Genomic DNA, 20,718 nt, shown 5'->3' on the forward strand with positions numbered 1-20,718 from the left:
GCAGATAGGTATAAACGATGCCGATATAGACCGCGGTATTGGTGTTGAGAATGGTCAGCGGCTCGCCGATGAGGCCGGTCCAGAGCAGGAACTGGTTGAGAAACCCTTCCTGACTGAGAATGCCCATCCAGGCGTAGACCCGGATCAGAAACGACGTCCAGAACGGCAGGATCACCAGCATCATCAGCGTGGGGCGCCATTCTTCGGGCGCGCGCGCCATGCCATAGGCCATCGGATACCCGACCAGCAGCGTCAGGAACGTCGACAAAAGTGCTATCTTCAGCGAGCTTAGATAGGCTTTCCAGTAAAGATCATCAGAAGCCAGAAAGGTGAAATTTTCAAAATCCAGCGCTTTGAAAAACGGCACGATGCCATCGTCCAGTGTCGGCGTATAGGGCGGTATGGAGAGCTCAATATCCGAAAGGGAAATCTTGAGCACGATGATAAATGGCACCAGGAAAAGGGCCAGCAGCCAGGCATAGGGAACGGCTATCAGGACAAAACGCTGCATCAGCAGGTCTCCGTACGCGCGAGGGGATCACCTGAAGTCATTGTGGCAGCAGTACTCCCGCTGTGGCTGTCCAGCTGATCCAGACTGTGTCTTCCCAGGTGAACGTCCGGCGGGAAACGCGACGGGTGTTGGCGGCCTGTGCCTTGACGATCTGTCCGCCGGGCAGTTCGACGTGGTATGTCGAGATGTTACCCAGATAGGCGATGTCCAGCACTTTGCCTTCTACGGCGTTGTCCGCATCCGCCGGGCGCTCGGCACTGATGGCGATTTTCTCCGGTCGTATTGCAAGATGGCAGCTCTGACCCTCTGAAAACGGGCGTTCGGAGGCAGCAATCAGCGGCGCTGTATTGTCTGCCCAGCTGATCTCATACCGTTCATTCCCAACGGGCGTTGCAGTACCATTAATGATGTTCACATCACCAATGAAATCAGCGACATAGACACTGTTGGGCACTTCGTAGATATGTTCGGGCGTCGCCACCTGGATTACGCGGCCCTCATCCATGACGGCAACGCGGCTTGCCACCGTCATTGCCTCTTCCTGATCGTGAGTGACGATCACAAATGTCGTGCCGGTCTTCTCCTGAATATCCATCAGTTCAAACTGCGTTGCCTGACGCAGTTTCGCATCGAGCGCACCAAGCGGCTCATCCAGCAACAGAAGTTTCGGTGCCTTGGCAAGGCTGCGCGCAAGCGCCACGCGCTGGCGCTGACCACCCGAAATCTGATGGGGTTTGCGGGCGGCGAATTTCTCCAGCCGCGTCAGTTTGAGCATTTCGGCCACGCGGTCGTCGATGTCATGCTTGGGCATATCGCCGCGGCGCAGACCGAAAGCGATGTTTTCGTAAACGCTCAGATGCGGGAAAAGCGCATAGGACTGGAACATCATGTTCACTGCGCGTTTGTTCGGCGGCACCGGGGCAATATCCTGACCCGCAAGCTCAATCACACCGCGCGTGGGCGCTTCGAACCCGGCAAGCATGCGCATCATAGTGGTTTTCCCGCAGCCCGACGGACCGAGCAGTGCAAAGAATTCCTTTTCGTAGATGTCGAGTGTCAGGTCATCAATCGCCGTGAAATCACCGAATTTCTTGGTGACAGACTTAAACCGGATCAGCGGTTTTTCGTCGGGATCGTTCCAGGGGGCAAAGTCGCTTTCCGGCACGGTGCATCCTCATTTTGCCCGGGCTCCGGGCTGATGTAAAAAGGGCAGCGCATTGCGGCGCTGCCCTGACGTGCCGGGCTCAGGTGCCCGATTTGATCCTGGTCCACAGACGGGTCACGACGCGCTGCACCTTCGCCGGGTAGGGCGTGGTGGTGTAGAGGTTTTCCAGCGTTGCCTCATCGGGATAGATCGCCGGGTCACCGATCACGTCTTCGGCCAGCAGCGGCTTGGAGGCCTCATTGCCATTGGCGTAATAAACGTAGTTCGACGCATCGGCCATGTTCTGAGCGTCCATGATGAAGTTCAGGAAAACGTGGGCCGCATCAGGGTTCGGAGCGTCTGTCGGAATGGCCATCTGGTCAAACCACATCAGCGCGCCTTCGCTGGGAGCGTTGTACACGATTTCCACGCCGTTATCGGCCTCTGCCGCACGATCGCGCGCCTGCAGGATGTCACCCGACCAGCCGAAGGCCACGCAGATGTCGCCGTTTGCCAGCGCGTTAATATACTCAGAACTGTGGAATTTCTGCACGTAAGGACGCACGGCCATCAGCACTTCTTCTGCTTTGGCGATGACGTCAGGGTCATGGCTGTCGGGGTCTTCGCCAATGTACTTCAGCGCCGCCGGGATCATCTCAGTCGGTGCATCCAGGAAGTGGACGCCACATTCCGCGAGTTTTTCCATGCTCGAAGGCTCAAAAATCAGGCTGAGCGAGCCGACAGGTGCATCCGCGCCGAGCAATTCCTGCACCTTGCCAAGATTGGCGCCAATGCCGGTGGTGCCCCACATGTAGTTAATTGAATAAGCGTTCCCGGGGTCGTACTGCCGGGTCCGCGCTTCGACGGTGTCCCACATATTTTCGAGGTTGGGCAGCTTCGACGGATCAAGCTTCTGGAACGCGCCGGCTGCGATCTGGCGCTGCAGGAAGGTGCCGGATGGTACAACGACGTCATAGCCGGAACCGCCGGCGAGCATTTTGGTTTCGAGCACTTCATTGCTGTCAAAAACGTCATAGATCAGGTCGATGCCGGTTTCGGCTTCGAACTTTTCGAGGAGGGCTTCGTCGATATAGTCAGACCAGTTGTAGACCCGGACTTCTTCGGCGACAGCACCCGTGGCTGCCAGCGCCGCAACAGCGCTGCTCATGATGAGCTTGTTCATAGATAACTCCCGTTGGTGGTGACCGGGTTATTCCCGGCTTGGATTTAATTTGATCAAGTTTTGCCTCAGCAGGCAAGATGCAATATGCTTTCATGTGATCAAAGCCTGTGCAAGAGAAGTGATCGTAACTGCCAGAACCGAAGAGGGACAATCAGACTGTTATGCTTAAAGAACAGGCGTCCGGTGACAAAAAGACCACTGCCAAACAGCCCGCGCACCAGTCGGTGTACCGGCGTTTGCGGACCGGCATTCTTTTCGGGGATCTGGCGCCCGGCCAGGCGGTAACAATCAAGGGGCTCACAGATGAGCTTGCTGCCGGCATGACGCCGGTGCGCGAAGCAATCCGCCGCCTGACATCCGAAGGGGCGCTGAGCATGCTGGGTAACCGTCGCGTGATAGTGCCTGAGCTGACAGAGAAATGCATAGAACAGCTTGATTTTATGAGGCAATCTCTTGAACCGGAACTGGGCCGTCGCGCGGCTCAGCGCATGACGACAGAGACTTTGGATGAGCTGAAAAGTATCGATGATACCCTCAATCAGGCCATTTCCCAGGGTGATATCAAAGGATATCTGACCCACAATTACCGGTTTCACGCGCGGCTTTATGCCAGTGCGGATGCGCCGGTTCTTGCGGATACGACAGACCGTTTATGGCTTAAATTCGGGCCTTCACTCAGGGTTGTATGCGGGCGTTATGGCACGCTCAATCTGCCGGACAAGCATGCCGAGATGCTCAGCGCCCTCGAAACGGGCGACGCGCAGGGCACAGCGAAGGCACTGGCCGAGGACGTCCATCAGGGGATGCTGCAGGTGCGCGAGGCTCTGCAGGCCACCCGGAACTGACACCGATTCGATTGACCCGCCCGGAATTTGATCATATTCTTCATCGCAAAGGTGCGGATGCTCCTTCTCTCCAGCAGAAAGAAAACCGATGACGATGATCACCAACCACATGCCCACCGCGGAACTCCAGGCGATTGATGCGGCGCATCACATGCATCCGTTCACCACAAACGATGAGCTGGCAGAGCAGGGCGCGCGGGTCATCACGCGGGCCAAAGGTGTTTTTCTGACGGACAGCGAAGGCAACGAAATCCTCGACGGGATGGCGGGTCTGTGGTGCGTGAACATCGGCTACGGACGCACCGAGATGGCCGAGGTTGCCGCACGTCAGATGACGGAACTGCCTTACTACAATACGTTTTTCAAAACGACTCATGTGCCGGCGATCGCGCTTTCTCAGGAGATTGCGCGGCTGGCTCCCGAGGGCATGAACAATGTCTTTTTCGCCGGCTCAGGCTCCGAGGCCAACGACACCAACATCCGCATGGTCCGTACCTACTGGGCGGAGAAAGGCAAGCCGTCGAAATCCCATATCATCAGCCGGAAAAACGCCTATCACGGCTCGTCGATGGGCTCAGGCAGCCTTGGTGGCATGACATACATGCACGCGCAGGGCGGCATGCCGATTCCCGGCATCCACCACATCGGCCAGCCCGACTGGTGGGCCGAAGGCGGTGACATGAGCCCTGGAGAATTCGGCCTCGCCCGGGCCCGTGAGCTTGAAGAAAAAATCGAAGAGCTGGGTGAAGACAACGTCGCGGCCTTCATCGCGGAGCCTGTTCAGGGCGCGGGCGGGGTGATCATTCCGCCGGAGACATACTGGCCCGAGATCCAGCGGATCTGCGACAAATACGAGATCCTGCTGATCGCTGATGAAGTCATCTGCGGTTTCGGGCGCACCGGAAACTGGTTCGGCAGCCAGACCTTCGGCATCCGCCCGCATATCATGACAATCGCAAAGGGGCTGAGCTCCGGTTATCAGCCGATCGGCGGCTCAGTGGTTTGTGACGAGGTCGCCTCGGTGATCGGCGCAACGGAGTTCAACCACGGCTACACCTATTCAGGCCATCCGGTTGCCTCTGCTGTTGCCCTCAAAAACCTGCAGATCCTGCAGGATGAAAACATCCTCGATCACGTACGCAACACTGCGGGTCCTGCTTTCCGCGCGGGGCTCGAAGGTCTGGCGGATCACCCGCTGGTCGGCGGCGCGAGCGTCATCGGCCTGATGGGGTCGCTGCCACTGACACCGCATAAAGAAAGCCGCGCGAAATTCGCAGGCGAGGCCGGTGCGATCGGCCTGATGTGCCGCGAGCGCTGTTTTGCCAATAATCTCGTGATGCGCCATGTGGGCGACCGGATGGTGGTCTCGCCGCCACTGGTGATCACACCCGACGAGATCGACATATTTATGGAGCGCGCCCGCAAAGCGCTGGATGAAACCTGGCAGAAAGCGGACAAAGAGGGGCTGCTGAAAGCGGCATCCTGACGCAGCGGCGGAGAGAATCACCCCGGAAACAAACCGGAAACCTCTCCGGCAATGCACAACTTTACCGGAAATCTTCCTGATTTTGCACGGAGCAGGTGCAAACAGGCCCGTTTCACGGCGTATTTATGCGCGTTTGACGTGAAGCACGGTGAAACAGGTGTCCTGTAAGTTAACTGCTTGCTCTGAGGGCGCGCAGTCGTGTTACCCTGTACGCGAATAAGGCGTAAATCGCCGGGGAACAAACGGGGAGCCACACGTGGCAACTAACAGTACCGCAGACGCGTTCGTCGAATTCGAGCGCGTTCAGAAAAGCTATGACGGGGAAAATCTCGTTGTAAAAGATCTCAACCTTTTCATGCCCAAAGGCGAGTTTCTCACGATGCTGGGGCCATCGGGGTCAGGAAAAACCACCTGTCTGATGATGCTGGCCGGCTTTGAGACCGCCACCCACGGCGACATCCGCCTCGACGGGCAATCGATCAACAACATCCCGCCGCACAAACGCGGCATCGGCATGGTTTTTCAGAACTATGCGCTTTTCCCGCATATGACGGTCGCGGAAAACCTGTCCTTCCCTCTGGAAGTCCGCAAGATGGGTAAATCCGACCGGGAGGCGAAGGTAAAACGCGCCCTCGATATGGTGCAGATGGGGGCTTTCGGCGGACGCCGGCCCTCGCAGATGTCCGGTGGCCAGCAGCAGCGTGTGGCCCTTGCCCGCGCCCTGGTCTTCGAACCGGAACTTGTTCTCATGGATGAGCCGCTCGGCGCGCTGGATAAGCAGCTGCGCGAAACGCTGCAGTTCGAGATCACCAATCTCGCACACGAACTCGGCATTACCGTGGTCTATGTGACGCACGACCAGACCGAAGCGCTGACCATGTCCGACCGCGTTGCCGTTTTTGACGATGGTCGTATTCAGCAGCTTGCCCCGCCTGATAAGCTCTATGAGGAGCCGGAAAACAGCTTCGTGGCGCAGTTCATCGGCGAAAACAACACGCTTGAAGGCGTGGTCAAAGAGATCAAAGGCGACAGCTGCCTTGTGGAACTGGATGGCGGCGAAGTGATCGACGCCAAGCCTGTCAACGTGCAGAAAGCCGGTGACCGGACACGTGTCTCAATCCGCCCTGAGCGTGTGGAATACAACAAAAACCGCCTTAGCCCGGATGCGCATACGCTGAAGGCCGAGGTTCTGGAATTTATCTATATGGGTGATATCTTCAGGACCCGCCTAAAGGTGGCGGGTACCAGTGAATTCGTCATCAAAACGAGAAACGCTCCCGATGTGGAGCGTCTTGTCCCGGGCCAGCAGATCGAAATCGGCTGGCTTCCGGATGACTGCCGCGCGCTGGACGCCTGACGTCCGGCCGCCGGAACTGTCGTGTTGCCTGATGGCTGCGCGATTACAGAAAAGACGGCGGTCAGACCCGTTACCACCGTCTTAAAATTTCACCAACGGGATAAAAAACTGGGAGACTATAATGAAACTCACCAAGACGCTGATGGCATCTACTGCGCTGACTGTTGCGGCCGGTATGGCCACTGCCGATGGCCACATGGCAAATGAAATGACAATCGTAAGCTGGGGTGGCGCATACTCCAACTCGCAGCAAAAAGCCTATCATGACCCCTATATGGAAAAGACGGGCGTCAACATCATCAACGATTCGTCCTCTTCTGAAGCGGTCGCAAAACTGCGCGCGATGAACGAAGCCGGTAATGTCACATGGGATGTGGTCGATGTTGTTGCAGCGGATGCGATCCGGCTGTGCGACGAAGGTCTGGCGATGGAAATCGACCCTGACGAAATGCTGGCCGCTGCACCAGACGGCACATCTGCCGAGGATGACTTCGGTGATCTGCTCGTGTCGGACTGCTTTATTCCGCAGATCGTTTACTCGACAACATTCGGCTATCGCACCGACATGGTCGGCGATACACCCCCGACATCGGTCTGCGCGGTGTTCGACACAGAAGCATATCCGGGCAAGCGCGCTCTTGAGAAAAACCCCATCAACAACATGGAATGGGCTCTTCTCTGCGACGGCGTTGCCAAAGACGAAGTCTATGACGTGCTGGAGACCGAAGAAGGTCAGCAGCAGGCCCTCGACAAGCTGGCCACGATCAAAGACGACGTGATCTGGTGGTCCGCCGGTGCTGACACACCGCAGCTGCTTGCAGACGGTGAAATCGTGATGGGCTCGACCTACAACGGTCGTCTCTTCTCGGTGATCGAAGAGCAGAACCAACCGGTGGCGATGCTCTGGGACGCACAGGTTTTCGACCTTGACGGATGGATCATTCCAACCGGCCTGAGCGACGAGCGTAAAGCCCGCGCACTCGACTATATCATGTTTGCCACCGACACCCAGCGTCTGGCCGATCAGGCCAAATACATCAGCTACGGCCCGGCGCGTGCGTCTTCGGCACCGCTGGTATCGACACACGCTGACCTGGGCATCGACATGGCGCCGCACATGCCGACTGATCCGGAGAACGCCAAGAACACGTTCCTTTATAACTATGAGTTCTGGGCAGACTACCGCGACGACATCGACGCGAAATTCCAGGCGTGGCTGGCCCAATAAGCCGGTCACCCGACTGAAAACCGGGAGGGGCCCCTGCGGGCCCTTCCCTCAAAACAAAAGGGGACCCACATGCCCAAAGGCTACCTTATCGCGAATGTCACCGTGAACGACCCGGAGGAATACGCCGGTTACACCGGGCAGACGCCGGCACTTATGGAGCGCTTTGGGGGGAAATACATCGTTCGGGGTGGTCGCGCCCAGGTTCCCGAGGGCGAAAGCCGTGAACGGCAGGTCGTCATCGAATTTCCGAGCTATGAGAATGCCGTCGCCGCTTATAACGACGACGAATACCAGAAGGTCGCCGACATCCGCCGTCGGGCGACCGACAGCACGATAATCCTCGTGGAGGGCGCATAAATGAGCGACAACACAGCAACCGGCCCCGACCAGTTCACAGGTGCCACGCCGGACAATGCGCTGCGCGCTGCGGACAATGCTGACCACGGCCCGATGCTCGCGGCAGACGGTACACCGCTGAAAAAGAGCCTTAACCGCGCGCTGCGTCGCCAGAAACTGCGGGCACTGATGCTGATTGCGCCGCTGCTGGTGTTTATCCTCGTGGCCTTTATCGCGCCGATTGCCGATATGCTATTCCGTTCAGTCGAAAACCAGATCGTTGCCGACACTCTGCCCCGCACCACCGACGGCCTTGCCGCCTGGGACAGTACTTCGGGCGAGATACCCCCGCCAGAGCTGTTCGAAGGCCTGTACAAAGACATCTTCATCGCATCCGAGCGCAAGTTGCACACACGGCTGGGCTCGCGGCTGAATTATGAGCTGACGGGTGTGTCCTCGCTCTTTCGTAAATCGGGTCGCGGGGTCGAAGACATCGGCGAGGTTTATCAGGATCAGTTCGAGGACTTCAACGAGTTCTGGAAAGATGCCGAAAACTGGAACCCTCTGATGGGCAGCGCGGAGTGGCTCGAAGATATGGCCGGATGGGATGAAAAATCCGGTGACCGCCAGCCCGCCTTTGAGATCCGCGACGAAGTGGCCTCGGTACTGCCCGAAACCGCCGCGATGTATGAGACATTTGCAGAATTCGTTCAGTTTGAGGACGAAGATAATCTGCTGAAAGAAGACCCCTGGGCCATCGTTTACTCGGCGCTTTATGCTGATCTTTCAGCAGGTGCGGATGTTGCATCGCTTTCCGGGCCCGGCTCAGCCGAACTGCAGGAGGCCGCCGTCGCCGTGGCGGATTTTGAGACCGTGGATTACTCTGCGGCCTTTGAGGAGATCGACAAGGACTGGCACAGCATTGAGGTCTGGCAGACCATCCAGACCTACAGCCCGGCCTATACCAGCGGCTATTTCCTCAATGCGGTTGACATGAAAAAAGGCCCCGACGGCCCTGAAATGCGCCCTGAAAACGAGCGGCTTTATATCAAGCTTTTCATCCGGACGATGATCATGTCGCTGGTCATCACCGGCAGCTGTATCCTGCTGGGCTATCCGGTTGCGTGGATTCTTGCGAACCTGCCGGCGCGCACGGCCAACCTTCTGATGATTCTGGTGCTGCTGCCTTTCTGGACATCGCTGCTGGTGCGGACATCGGCCTGGAAAGTAATGTTGCAACAGCAGGGCGTCATCAACGACACACTGGTGTGGCTGGGCGTTGTCGCAGACGACAGCCGGCTTGCGCTGATCAACAACCAGACCGGTACGATCATCGCGATGACACACATCCTGCTGCCCTTTATGATCCTGCCGCTCTATTCGGTGATGAAGACGATCCCGCCAACCTATCTTCGCGCTGCCAAGTCGCTGGGTGCTACTGACTGGACTGCGTTCTGGCGCGTCTATTTCCCACAGTCTGTGCCTGGCATCGGTGCGGGCTCTATCCTCGTGTTCATCCTGGCCATCGGCTATTACATCACGCCTGAACTTGTCGGCGGCACGACGGGTACGTTCATTTCCAACCGGATTGCCTACCATATTTCCAGCTCGCTCAACTGGGGTCTCGCGGCTGCACTTGGCGCGATCCTGCTGGCGGTGGTTCTGGGGCTCTACTGGGCTTACGACAAGATTGTCGGCATCGACAATGTGAAACTGGGAGGCTGATCCGATGGTAGCTCTCACACCGATCTCGCGCACACCTGTCTCGTTCTATGTGCCCGTCGTGGCCGCCGCCGGCGCATTTGCCGGGCTGCTCGTGGGCACCGCCCAGGGCAGTTCTTTGCTGGGCATTATCCTTGGTGCTGCACTGATGGCGGCGGTCGCTTATGTGCTGACGCAAATCATAAAGGAAGAAAAAGCAGGCATCTGGGGGCTGACGGCTCTTCTTGCAGTTGCCGGGTTTTTAATGGGCGGGATTGCTGCCGCCCTGATCGGGGCGGCCTTTGGCTGGTTCTTCGGATGGTTCAGTTTCTGGCTTTACGAAGGGCGTTACCGCGCCAAAGTGGCGCCCTACCTCACTCCGCGGCAGGTGCTTTGGCATTTTACCTTCCGGGTAATCTGCGGTGCCATTCTGGTGTTTCTGATCACGCCCATCCTTGTGGTGATGCCGCTGAGCTTTAACGCCGAGGATTTCTTTACCTTTACGCCGGAAATGCTGCGGTTTGATCCCGCCGGCTATTCGATGAAGCATTATGAAGATTTCTTCACGAATTCTGACTGGCAGGGAGCGCTCAAGAACTCGATCAGGATCGCACCTGCCGCCACGCTGCTTTCTGTCGGCTTTGGCACTCTCGCGGCCATCGGGCTGAGCCAGCCGCACGTGCCGTTCCGGCGTGCGATTATGGCGATCCTGATTTCGCCGATGATCGTCCCGCTGATCATTTCGGCAGCTGGCATGTACTTTTTCTACAGCCGCATCGGCCTGCAGGGCACATATGCCGGCGTGGTCCTCGCACATGCGGCCCTTGGCATACCCTTCGTAATTATCACGGTGACTGCCACGCTGGTGGGATTTGACAATTCGCTGACGCGGGCGGCGGCAAATATGGGAGCCAACCCCGTCACGACCTTCTTCCGGGTTCAGATGCCACTCATTCTGCCCGGGGTGATTTCGGGCGGGCTCTTTGCCTTTATCACCTCTTTCGACGAGGTTGTGGTCGTGCTCTTTGTGGGCTCTGCCGGCCAGAAAACGCTGCCCTGGCAGATGTTCACCGGCCTGCGTGAACAGATCAGCCCGACGATCCTCGCGGTTGCCACCATTCTGGTGATTGTCTCGATTGCGTTGCTGACAGTCGTTGAGCTGTTGCGCCGTCGGTCTGAGCGTCTGCGCGGCATGAGCCCCTCATGAGTTCAGGCGCGGTATGCAGATGCCTCTCTGGCCTCGTGCTGGCAGCCCTGCCTGCATCTGTCTTCGCCGATCCGTCGCTGGAGTGTAGTCTGGTGTCGTCTTCGCAGGTCGAAACCTCCGCCTGCCTTGCAGACGTTGAGAAGCGGGTGGATCAAACACTGGAGATCGCGCTGAAATCTGCCCGAGCCAGTGCGACGGAGCTGGACGACATCACCGGCCGGACAGTCGCTCTCCCGGCGCTTGAGGCGTCACAGGCGGCGTGGGACGCTTACCGCGCGGCGCATTGTGAGTATACCGGTACGCTTTCAGGAGGCGGGTCAGGCACGGGTATTTCCATCCGCGCCTGCCGTATTTCGCTGTCCCGCGCCCGGGTCGCCGAACTGCTGAGCCGTCTCTGATACCGCTCAGCGCAGACGTTTCAGCAACGTCAGAGACGCATAGCCGTCCGGGACAATCCCCTGCGCGCGTTGATAGGAGCGCACCGCATCGATGGTTTTTGGCCCGATGCGCCCGTCGATGCCCTGGGTGCTGAACCCTTTGCCCGTCAGACGGCGCTGCATCTCTTCACGCTCAGCACGGGTCAGCGCACGGTCATCGGTGGGCCATGACGCACGGATCGCCGGCCCGCCCTTGATGCGGTCACTCAGATGCCCCACACCGATCACATAGGCGTCCGCGGAGTTATAGGCCTCAATCGCTTTGAAGTTATCAAAGATCAGAAATGCCGCTCCCTGCGCGCCTGCCGGCAGCAGCACCGAAGCGCGCCCGTGATCGGGAACGGCCCGTCCGTTCATATCGACGACGCCCAGCCGTGCCCACTGACCCGGTGATTTTCTGATCTTCCGGTCTGCGAGCGTGTAGTCAAATCCTTTCGGGATCCGGACCTCGACGCCCCAGGGCTGTCCTTTGGTCCAGCCGGATTTCTTCAGATAGGCGGCGGTAGAGGCCAGCGCATCTACCGGATTTTCGGCCCAGATATCGCGCCTGCCATCGCCGTCAAAATCCACCGCATAGCTGAGGTAGGAGGTTGGAATAAACTGCGTGTGTCCCATCGCCCCGGCCCAGCTCCCGGTCATTTTGCGCGGGCTGGTGTCACCGTTCTGCAGGATTTTCAGCGCCGCGATCAGCTGTTCTTCAAAGAATGCGCCGCGCCGCCCGTCGAAAGAAAGCGTCGCCAGCGAGGTCACCACATCGTTTTTGCCCCGAAAGGTGCCATAGGCGCTTTCGAGCCCCCAGACCGCCACGACCACCTCTTTCTCGACGCCATACCGTTTCTCGATCGCCGTCAGCGTGCTGTTGTGGTTTTTCAGAGCGATCCTGCCATTTGCGATACGGGTGGCCGAGGCGGCGCTGCCCAGATAATCCCAGATTGTCTTGGTAAACTCCGACTGGTTGCGGTCGCGCCGGATCACATCCGCGTCATAGCTGACATTGCGAAATGCCGCGTCCAGCGTTCCTGCACTGATGCCCTGCGCCCGCGCCCGGCGTTTGAACCCGGTAACCCAGCGGTCAAATCCCGCAGGTGATGCCACAACCTCGACCTTTGCCGTGTCTGTCACGGCTTTCGTCGCCGGCCGCAGCTTTGGCCGGGCAGCAACCGAGATCAGCGAAACGGGGTCTGTGAGAGTGTCAGGCAGAGCCGTATCGGGCCGGTTCAGCGGCCTCACGGATTGCCAGATTGCTTCTGCCTGTGCTGTGTCCGCCATGGTCAGTCCGATGGCCAGAACACCTGTAGTCCAGATCTTCCATTGCATATTGCCGTCCTGCTGCTCTGTTTATTATTCGTTCCAGTCTAGCGATTCGCGTCCCGCATAGGAAGAATTCAATCAGACCGGGCGCGATCTTCTGCCGGTGGCGCAATCTCGCAGCGTATCCGGTCGAGATGCTCACGCAGCAAAGGCACCCGTTTCGGACGGAAGCTCAGATCAGTCCGTTCAAGGCTTTCCATGCGGTCAAGACGGAAGGTCCTGAAATCATTTCGCAAATGGCACCAGGCCAGAAGAACGTTGGAGCGGTCAAGATAGACAAGGCCGAGAGGGTCCACCCGCCGCACCGTCTGCGACCCTTCGGCATCACGGTAGGCAAAGCGCACGCTGACCTCATCCCAGGTCGCCTCGCGCAACAGCGAGACATCGATGCGGATCACCGGCTGTGGCGCGAACCGGTGCGCATCGAGCACCGCGTGTTGCAACCGGTGCGCCTGGCGGGGCGGCACACGGGCTTTGATCTTGGCGAGCGCCGACCGCGCCGCGCGGGCAAGAGCCGGGTCACCGATCACCGCAACATCGCGCAGGCCCAGCACCAGGGCCTCAAGTTCGTCATCCTCAAAGCCCAGGGGCGGCAGCGCCGCATCCTCGATCAGCGTATAGCCAAAGCCCGCCTCACCATCGATCACTGCCCCGATCCCGCGCAGTGAATCAATATCGCGGTAGATCGTGCGCAGCGACATGCCCATCTCGTCTGCAAGGCGCCGGGCTGTCACGGGCGGAGACAACCGCCGCAACGTCTGCATCATCTGGAAAAGTCTGTGGGTTCTGCTCATGAAATCAGCATAGCATATCTACTGCCGGAAACTGTCAGCAAAGAACGGCTTATCCCACAGCCCGTCTTCAGCGATACCGGCGCACTGACTGGCCTTCTGCGCCGCGACCATGAGCAGGGTTTTACGTCCAGCCCGCGCGCGCCTGCGCCTAGCGACGGGTGCGTTTTACTTTGCGTTTGGTTTTGTCACTGCGTTTTTTGGCCTTTGCTTTGTGGCGCCTGGGGCTGCGTCCCGCCGGTGAGCGGCGGCCACGGGGCAGGTCTTCGCCGTCAAGTGACAACAGCTCAAGGGCAATTCCGCCGGTCACAGGTGCCGCTTCCGCAAGCCGCACAGTAACGCGCTGGCCAAGGCTGATGATCATGCCGGTATCGGCCCCCATCAGGGTGCCGGCTTCCTGGTCATAGTGGAAGTATTCCTGGCCGATGGAGCGCATCGGCACCAGACCATCCGCGCCGGTTTCGTCGAGCTTAACAAACACGCCAAAGCGCGCGATGCCGCTGATCCGGCCGGTAAACTCATTGCCCACGCGCTCGCTCAGAAAAGCTGCGAGATAGCGGTCCGTGGTGTCGCGTTCGGCGATCATTGACCGGCGTTCGGTCTCAGAAATATGCTCACCGGTCTGTTCAAGGTCATCATAGTCTTCGGGGCGTAACCCGTCCTTGCCCCAGCCATGCGCCGCGATCAGCGCCCGGTGCACGATCAGATCGGAATACCGCCGGATCGGCGAGGTGAAATGTGCGTAATTCTTCAGCGCCAGCCCGAAGTGCGAAAAGTTCTGCGGCGCGTAATAGGCCTGGGTCATGGAGCGCAGCGTCGAGATGTTTATAAGTTCCGCCTCATCCGATCCTGCCGCATCGGCAAGCAGACGGTTCAGGTGCGATGTCTTCAGCACCTGTCCCTTTGCGAGAGTAAACCCGCTGGCCTTTGCCGTCTCGCGCAGCGCGTCAAGCTTTTCGGGGCTCGGTTCTTCATGCACCCGGAACAGCAGCGGCGTTTTCTTTGCGATCAGGGTCTCGGCAGCAGCGACATTGGCAAGCACCATAAACTCTTCGATGACGCGGTGCGCATCAAGCCGGTCTTTGAAGCTGACAGAGGTAACCTTGCCGTCATCATCCAGCACGATGCGACGCTCGGGCAGGTCAAGATCCAGCGGTTGCCGCCGCCCCCGCGCATCCGTAAGCGCCGCCCATGCGGCGTACAGCGGCTTTAAAACAGTCTCTGTCAGGGGTCCGGTGCGATCATTCGGGTTGCCGTCCACCGCGTCCTGGACTTCTTCGTAATGCAGCGACGCGGGCGACCGCATCAGCGCCCGGTGGAAGGTATGCGAGAGCTTATTGCCGGTGGCATCAATCTGCATCCGCACAGCAATACAGGCGCGCGGCACTCCCTCGTGCAGGGAACACAGATCGCCCGACAGCCGGTCGGGCAGCATCGGCACCACACGGTCAGGGAAATACGTGGAATTGCCCCGTTTGCGGGCCTCACGGTCCAGCGCAGAGCCCGGCGTAACATAGGCTGCGACGTCCGCAATCGCGACCCAGATGATATGCCCGCCCTCGTTGCCGGGGTCTTCATCCGCGTGGGCGTAACAGGCATCGTCATGATCGCGCGCGTCGGACGGGTCGATGGTGATAAGCGGCAGATCCCGCAGATCCTCGCGGCCGTTCAGGCCCACCGGTTTCGCGCGGTCGGCCTCGGCAATCACATCATCAGGAAAGGCATCGGGAATGCCGTGCTGGTGGATGGCAATCAGCGAGACGGCCTTTGGCGCTGACGGGTCGCCAAGGCGCCCGGTAACCCGCGCCCGCGGCAGGCCCATGCGCCCCTTCGGACCGGCCTGCTCTGCCTCGACCAGTTCGCCGTCCTGCGCGCCATGGGTGGCGTCGCCGGCAACCTGCCATTCCTTTTCTGCGCCTTTGTCGATGGGTACAATCCGCCCGCCTTCGGCCGTTTTGCGGAAAACGCCAAGCACACGTCGCGGATTGGTGCCGATGCGCCGGATCAGCCGCGCCTCATAGTGGTGATCCTCACCCTTCACGAGCGTCAGCCGCCCGAGGATACGGTCTCCGGCACCCAGTGCCGGATCAGACGCGCGCGGGATGACCAGCACGACAGGTTCAACCCCCTCGCCAAGCCATTCGAGCGGTTTCGCAAAAAGATCGCCGTCCTTGTCCGGCCCGGTAATCTGCAGAACAGCGACGGGGGGCAGGCGGTCCGGGTCCTGGTAACTGCGCTTGCGCTTTTCGAGATGTCCTTCCGCCTCGAGCTCTTTCAGCAGGCGTTTGAGGTCGATGCGGGCCGCGCCTTTTATGCCGAACGCCTTGGCGATATCGCGCTTTGCCGTCAGGGTCGGGTTCTCGGAGATCCAGTCCAGAATTTCGGCTTTGGTGGGGATTTTGTTCATGCTTCCGAGGTAGCATGCGCACCCGGAAACGTCATCGCAAATCGTGCACTGTATCGACATCCGCCAAACTGTCGGTAAGGGCAGTCGTCCGATTGGTCAGGGTCGCCCGTGTATCCTGCAGTGCATGCTCAGTCGACCAGCGCACGCCTGCAAAGAGCTCCGGCGGCGGCGGGCGGTTGCGCCGCAGCCCGATAAGCCAGAACCCGCCATCAGGGGCCGGTCCGAGCACCGCCTCGTTTTGTCCCAGAAGCGCAAATGAGCGCGCGATATGTGCGCGTGTAACCAGCGGAATATCGGCACCGATGATGCAGAGCGGCCCAGGAGACGGATGCCGGAAAACCTGCGCCATCCGGTCGCCCAGAGACCCGCCCCCCTGGGGTATCCGGTGCAACCCGGCAGGCCAGATCCTGCTGCGCAGGCCTTCGGCGTCCGGCGACACAGCAAGCACCGTCTGCCAGCGCGGATCGGTGACGCGCCGGAGCAGCGCTGCCGTCTGATGGCGGAACCACCAGGCCGCGGTGGTCATGCCGATGTCTTGCCCGAGGCGCGACTTGACCCGCCCGGGACGGGGTTCTTTGAGCATCACGACAAGCGTCCGTTTCACGAAAACAGTTCCGCGTCAGGCAACATCGCTCGCCGGGAACTGGCGATCCGTCCGCGCCCTGTCCGAAGCACCGCCGTCACCCTGCGGCGAAGTAGCTGGCCAGTATGCGCGCATATATGGCTTTAAGCTCTTTAATATGCGCCACCTGCACATGCTCATCGACCTGGTGCATCGACTGACCGACCAGCCCGAATTCGACAACCGGGCAATGGTCTTTCACAAAGCGGGCATCCGAGGTGCCGCCGGTTGTGGACAGCTCCGGTTTCACTCCGGTTTCGGCCTCAACCGCCGCTGCGACAAGATCGGAAAGCGGGCCGGGTGGTGTGAGAAAACTCTCGCCGGAGATTTTGATCCTCAGGTCAGCTTTCACGCCGAATTCAGTCTCTGTACTGGCGATTTCATCACGAATCCAGTCGCTCAGGGTCTCGCCGCTGTGCAGATCATTGAACCGGATGTTCACCGTGCCGGAGCATTCAGCCGGGATTACGTTGGTCGCCGGATTACCGGTATCGACCGTCACGACCGCCAGTGTAGACGGGTCAAAATGGTCTGTGCCCTGATCCAGTTCGCGGCTGGACAGACGGTCCATCAGGCGCATCATGGCCGGCAACGGGTTCAGCGCACGGTGCGGATAGGCCGAATGCCCCTGTTTACCGGTCAGCCGGATCCAGGCGGTCATGGAACCGCGCCGCCCGATTTTCATCATCGACCCCATCACATCGGGGCAGGTCGGCTCCCCCACCAGACAAACGTCCATCTTCTCGCCGGCCTGCTCCATATATGACAGCAATGCGGTGGTGCCGTCGGTTGCATCGCCTTCCTCGTCGCCTGTGATGGCCAGAATGACAGCTCCGTCGGGCGGGGTGTCTTGCACAAAATCCACCGCCGCCGCCGCAAATGCGGCGACACCCGATTTCATATCCGTGGTGCCGCGTCCGTACATAATGCCGTCAACCACCTCAGCGCCAAAGGGCGACCTGCTCCAGGCGGCCTCATCGCCCACCGGCACCACATCTGTGTGACCGTTAAACCCGAAAGTACGCGCATGTCCCTGCGCGCCCCAGCGGGCAAACAGGTTGGCAATCCCGCCCCGGTCCGCGCGGGCACAGTCAAATCCTGCATCACTCAGCAGCCTGTGCAGGATATCCATCGCCCCCTCATCAGCCGGGGTCACGGAGGCGCAGCGCACAAGATCGGCGGTCAGGGCAACGGGGTCAACAGCTGGCATGGGTTCTCCGGGCATCAGGCAAAGGCCCCCAATGGCTAAAAGCTCAGCGCCGCCAGCGCAATGGTCCGGGCCCGAAAGCCAGTAAATACTTAACAACCCCTCGCAGTGCGTGTTACTTTGAGATTAAGAACAAAAATGACAGAGCAGCACGGCCATTACTGGTCACAGACTTCAGCAGATGAAACCCGACGGCCTTCGCGCCGCGCCGGGCGGACGAGAAATGCAGGCACAAGGGATGATAAAGCGCACTGAGCGGCCAGCGGCATCCGTCCGGGCGGGGTCGTCATGACCTGGCTTGCGGTTGCAGATCATAAAGAACGGCGGTTTTCCCTGCGGGGTGTGGGCGAGGACCGGGCGGACCGCCGTCTGCACCCGGGTGATCCGGATTATACGCCGCAGTGCGGCAGCCTGATATTTGAGACACGTCTGTCGCCGGATGGCCGGCCACAGGTGCTTTTGTCGTTCAGCCACAGCTGGCCCGGACAACGCAGTCTGACGTTTCAGGCGATCCCGGGCGGTGGCATATCAATGGTTCAGGTCACCGGCGAAAATATAGCTCATGCGGCTCTGACACACGGAGTTCCGGGCAGAACCGACGTACTGCGTGTCACCTTCAGCTGGGACTGCGGACGCGGGTTTGCCCGCCTTTCGGTCGAGCGCCCGGAAGAGGACCAGGTCGCTTCCGTCATGATCAGTGATGTAAGGCCTGTGCGGCTTCGGGACCTGCGCGATATGCTGCTCGGAAAGGGTGATCAGACCTTCGCCCGGGACGTGGTTTTTGCCGCGCTCTCGGACCGGGTCGAGCCGGTCGGCCCGATGCCCGGACTGGCACCAGAGGCGATGGTTGCAACGCCAGGTGGCTACCGTGAGGCCGCTCATCTGAGGCGCGGCGATACGGTAATTACCCGCGCGGGCGATGTCGTGCCGGTGCTTCACACTGTTTCCCGCAGGGTACCTGCACGGGGCAGTTTTGCGCCCGTCCGGCTGCGTGCGCCCTATTTCGGCCTGCGCGATGATGTGGTCACGGCCCCAGGTCAGAGGCTGGTGATCGACGGGCCGGAGGTCGAATATCTCTTTAACGAGGAGGCGGTACTGATCCCTGCACGTCATCTCGTGAACGGGTTTGCAGCTCTGCCCGCAGACCCGGTGCCGGTGCAAACCTACACACAGCTGATCCTGCCTGCACATGAGGCGGTTCTCGTCGCAGGGACAGCTATGGAAAGCCTGAATATCGGGCGGATCAGGCGGTATCCTGAGCGCCTTGCGGCCACGCTGCTCGCGCAGACAGACCGGAGCACGCTGCCGGAACACGGGCGCGCCGCCTGTAAGGTGCTCAGGTGGTTTGAAGCGATCCATCTTGCGCGGCAGCGCGCGGCCTGACCGCACAACCAACGCAAAAATCCTTTCGGCGCTCAGTCTGCGTCCACTTCCGGGTGGCTGCCGTAGAAGGGCTCCATCTGGGCCACGATAACCGCATTTTCATCCAGCGCGCGTTGCATCAGGCCGCGTTCATCCTCACCGATTTCGTGTCCTTCGGCGAGGCGCTCATCAAGCGTGCCGTAGCCTGTCACATCGAGCGGTGCGGTATCTGCCTGTTTCAGCACGGCCACTGTTTCGCGTACCGCTTCCGCTTCGTCGATACCACTGGCAAAGACGACCAGGCCCGCGCCCGTTGCCCCCCGGGGCAGGCCGTCGCCTTCCTTGCGTCCGATCTGGACCACAAGTGTATAGACCTGCTGACGGGAGGGTTTCTTTGACGCTGCCATGCCCCCTGTTAGGGCTTGGCGAAAGGCACCACAACGGCTTTTTCAAGCAGATCGCCCGGCGTCCAGCTGCCATAAGGCTGCCATTCGATGGCCATTTCGTGCAGGTTTCTGAAGCCCGCAATGATCGCCGCGCGGAATTCAGGTCGCATAAGCAGATATCCTTCGGCCTGCCGTTCCCAGCGAAAGGCCATCTTGTCTTTGGCATCGCGCGTCTCGAAAGCATCAAGGAGAACCAGCGCAGTGCAGGCGGCATATCCTGGATTTTCTGCATCTAGTGAGGCCTGTTCGACCACCTCGCCGGGGAACCAGCCTCCGTATTCTGACAGGATGCAGCTGCCGCTGAGGCAGTTATCCAGCGCGTGCCGGTGGACCGGGCGTGTCTCTTCATCGGCCAGCGCGCAGACGCTGTCGCGCATATCGGCGGTCATCGATCGTGCAATCCGGCACAGCAACCGTCGCAGATCATCGGCGTCGAACGTCGCCAGGTCACGCGCGGCCACAGATCCGTCATCTCCGATCGCCCCGCCAAAGGCCCGGCGGAAGCCATGGGTGATAGCCGCGCGCACCGGAGAAGGCGCTTTGCGGTAAGTATCGCGGTAGAGCCCCCAGTGGGGCGCAAAGTTACCGGCCACTGCTCCGCCCTGTATCCGGTCGGCCAGCAGGAGTGCCGTCGAGGTCATAAAAGAGGTCTGATCCACGTTGGGCCGCGTGGCAAACCGCATCAGATCTTCGGCCAGCTTCTCGCCGTCTGTATCTGTCATCCGGCACTGCTGATCAAATATAACGCGGCGCAGCACCGGCTTGTGCCCGGGCTGCAAACAGGTCGCAAGATCACCGAACCCGGTGGCCGCAACGGAGCGCAGATCCGAAAGGGTCTGCAGAGTCTGAAAAGTAACAGGGGCTGATGACTGGCGCATACCCGGCGGCTTAAGGAACGATCCTGGCCACAATGGTTCCGGCGTCTGGCAGGTTCCGGGAAAAACCGGGGCAGGGCTGCCCCAGGTCTTAAGTTCTGGTAAAGATCAGTCGCGCAGAAGCTCGTTGATCGATGTTTTTGAGCGCGTTTGCGCGTCCACCTTTTTCACGATGACCGCGCAGTAGAGGTTCACCCCGTTCTTCGAAGGCATTGAGCCAGCAACGACCACCGAGCCCGCCGGTACCTCGCCATAGGTGAAT

18 protein-coding genes and 2 pseudogenes are annotated in these 20,718 nt (G+C 59.8%); 9 read left to right on the top strand and 11 right to left on the bottom strand.

Annotation, left to right across the window (positions count from 1 at the left end; translation table 11 throughout):
- The 3 genes and pseudogenes from Q0M35_RS09805 to Q0M35_RS09815 form a co-directional block, all read right to left on the bottom strand.
- A pseudogene (locus Q0M35_RS09805) lies at nucleotides 1–511 on the bottom strand (ABC transporter permease); the annotation flags it as partial.
- A gap of 37 nt (nucleotides 512–548) precedes the next feature.
- Nucleotides 549–1,676, bottom strand: coding sequence for an ABC transporter ATP-binding protein (locus Q0M35_RS09810; protein WP_295314663.1), 1,128 nt, complete (start codon nucleotides 1,674–1,676; stop codon nucleotides 549–551).
- Between the two features lie 79 nt (nucleotides 1,677–1,755).
- Nucleotides 1,756–2,838, bottom strand: coding sequence for a polyamine ABC transporter substrate-binding protein (locus Q0M35_RS09815; RefSeq protein WP_295314665.1), 1,083 nt, complete (start codon nucleotides 2,836–2,838; stop codon nucleotides 1,756–1,758).
- A gap of 161 nt (nucleotides 2,839–2,999) precedes the next feature.
- Here Q0M35_RS09815 and Q0M35_RS09820 point away from each other — a divergent pair, with 161 nt between their 5' ends.
- From Q0M35_RS09820 to Q0M35_RS09855, 8 genes are all read left to right on the top strand, one after another.
- The gene (locus Q0M35_RS09820; RefSeq protein ID WP_295314667.1) at nucleotides 3,000–3,683 is read left to right on the top strand and encodes a GntR family transcriptional regulator; all 684 of its coding nucleotides are present in this window, start codon (nucleotides 3,000–3,002) and stop codon (nucleotides 3,681–3,683) included.
- A gap of 88 nt (nucleotides 3,684–3,771) precedes the next feature.
- Entirely contained in the window at nucleotides 3,772–5,169 is a 1,398-nt protein-coding gene (locus Q0M35_RS09825; RefSeq protein WP_295314669.1) for an aspartate aminotransferase family protein, read from the top strand.
- Between the two features lie 256 nt (nucleotides 5,170–5,425).
- Nucleotides 5,426–6,526: an ABC transporter ATP-binding protein gene (locus Q0M35_RS09830; RefSeq protein WP_295314671.1), complete on the top strand. Its 1,101-nt coding sequence runs from the start codon at nucleotides 5,426–5,428 to the stop codon at nucleotides 6,524–6,526.
- Nucleotides 6,527–6,647: 121 nt separating this feature from the next.
- Nucleotides 6,648–7,754 carry an extracellular solute-binding protein gene (locus Q0M35_RS09835; protein WP_295314673.1) on the top strand — a complete coding sequence of 369 codons (1,107 nt, stop codon included), beginning with the start codon at nucleotides 6,648–6,650 and terminating at the stop codon, nucleotides 7,752–7,754.
- Between the two features lie 69 nt (nucleotides 7,755–7,823).
- Nucleotides 7,824–8,111, top strand: coding sequence for a DUF1330 domain-containing protein (locus Q0M35_RS09840; RefSeq protein WP_295314675.1), 288 nt, complete (start codon nucleotides 7,824–7,826; stop codon nucleotides 8,109–8,111).
- A complete protein-coding gene (locus Q0M35_RS09845; RefSeq protein WP_295314677.1) occupies nucleotides 8,112–9,815 on the top strand; it encodes an ABC transporter permease in 1,704 nt (567 codons plus the stop codon).
- A gap of 4 nt (nucleotides 9,816–9,819) precedes the next feature.
- Entirely contained in the window at nucleotides 9,820–10,998 is a 1,179-nt protein-coding gene (locus tag Q0M35_RS09850; RefSeq protein WP_295314679.1) for an ABC transporter permease, read from the top strand.
- Nucleotides 10,995–11,396 (top strand): lysozyme inhibitor LprI family protein, encoded by a 402-nt coding sequence (locus Q0M35_RS09855; protein WP_295314681.1) that lies wholly within the window; start codon nucleotides 10,995–10,997, stop codon nucleotides 11,394–11,396. The genes Q0M35_RS09850 and Q0M35_RS09855 overlap by 4 nt, the downstream gene beginning before the upstream one ends.
- Nucleotides 11,397–11,402: 6 nt before the next feature.
- On the opposite strand, the gene Q0M35_RS09860 is transcribed toward Q0M35_RS09855, so the two are convergent.
- The 5 genes from Q0M35_RS09860 to dapE all read right to left on the bottom strand — a co-directional run bounded on the left by Q0M35_RS09860 (nucleotide 11,403) and on the right by dapE (nucleotide 17,776).
- Nucleotides 11,403–12,752 carry a lytic murein transglycosylase gene (locus tag Q0M35_RS09860; RefSeq protein WP_295314683.1) on the bottom strand — a complete coding sequence of 450 codons (1,350 nt, stop codon included), beginning with the start codon at nucleotides 12,750–12,752 and terminating at the stop codon, nucleotides 11,403–11,405.
- Between the two features lie 68 nt (nucleotides 12,753–12,820).
- Nucleotides 12,821–13,540, bottom strand: a complete 720-nt coding sequence (locus tag Q0M35_RS09865) for a YafY family protein (RefSeq protein ID WP_295314684.1) — start codon at nucleotides 13,538–13,540, stop codon at nucleotides 12,821–12,823.
- A gap of 148 nt (nucleotides 13,541–13,688) precedes the next feature.
- Complete coding sequence (rnr, locus tag Q0M35_RS09870) at nucleotides 13,689–15,944, bottom strand: ribonuclease R (protein WP_295314685.1); 2,256 nt, start codon at nucleotides 15,942–15,944, stop codon at nucleotides 13,689–13,691.
- 31 nt (nucleotides 15,945–15,975) lie between these two features.
- Nucleotides 15,976–16,548 (bottom strand): TIGR04282 family arsenosugar biosynthesis glycosyltransferase, encoded by a 573-nt coding sequence (locus tag Q0M35_RS09875; protein WP_295314687.1) that lies wholly within the window; start codon nucleotides 16,546–16,548, stop codon nucleotides 15,976–15,978.
- A 76-nt stretch (nucleotides 16,549–16,624) separates the two neighbouring features.
- Nucleotides 16,625–17,776 (bottom strand): succinyl-diaminopimelate desuccinylase, encoded by a 1,152-nt coding sequence (gene dapE / locus Q0M35_RS09880; RefSeq protein ID WP_295314689.1) that lies wholly within the window; start codon nucleotides 17,774–17,776, stop codon nucleotides 16,625–16,627.
- A 285-nt stretch (nucleotides 17,777–18,061) separates the two neighbouring features.
- On the opposite strand from dapE, the gene Q0M35_RS09885 reads away from it, so the two are divergent.
- Nucleotides 18,062–19,156: a Hint domain-containing protein gene (locus Q0M35_RS09885; RefSeq protein ID WP_295314691.1), complete on the top strand. Its 1,095-nt coding sequence runs from the start codon at nucleotides 18,062–18,064 to the stop codon at nucleotides 19,154–19,156.
- Between the two features lie 32 nt (nucleotides 19,157–19,188).
- Here the strand turns inward: Q0M35_RS09885 and Q0M35_RS09890 are convergent, their stop codons facing one another.
- The 3 genes and pseudogenes from Q0M35_RS09890 to Q0M35_RS09900 all read right to left on the bottom strand — a co-directional run.
- Nucleotides 19,189–19,542, bottom strand: coding sequence for a hypothetical protein (locus Q0M35_RS09890; RefSeq protein ID WP_295314693.1), 354 nt, complete (start codon nucleotides 19,540–19,542; stop codon nucleotides 19,189–19,191).
- 8 nt (nucleotides 19,543–19,550) lie between these two features.
- A complete protein-coding gene (locus tag Q0M35_RS09895; protein ID WP_295314695.1) occupies nucleotides 19,551–20,303 on the bottom strand; it encodes a hypothetical protein in 753 nt (250 codons plus the stop codon).
- 261 nt (nucleotides 20,304–20,564) lie between these two features.
- Nucleotides 20,565–20,718: pseudogene (locus Q0M35_RS09900) on the bottom strand (2,3,4,5-tetrahydropyridine-2,6-dicarboxylate N-succinyltransferase); the annotation flags it as partial.

The sequence above is a fragment of the Roseobacter sp. genome, from assembly GCF_024639605.1.
GTDB lineage: Bacteria > Pseudomonadota > Alphaproteobacteria > Rhodobacterales > Rhodobacteraceae > Roseobacter.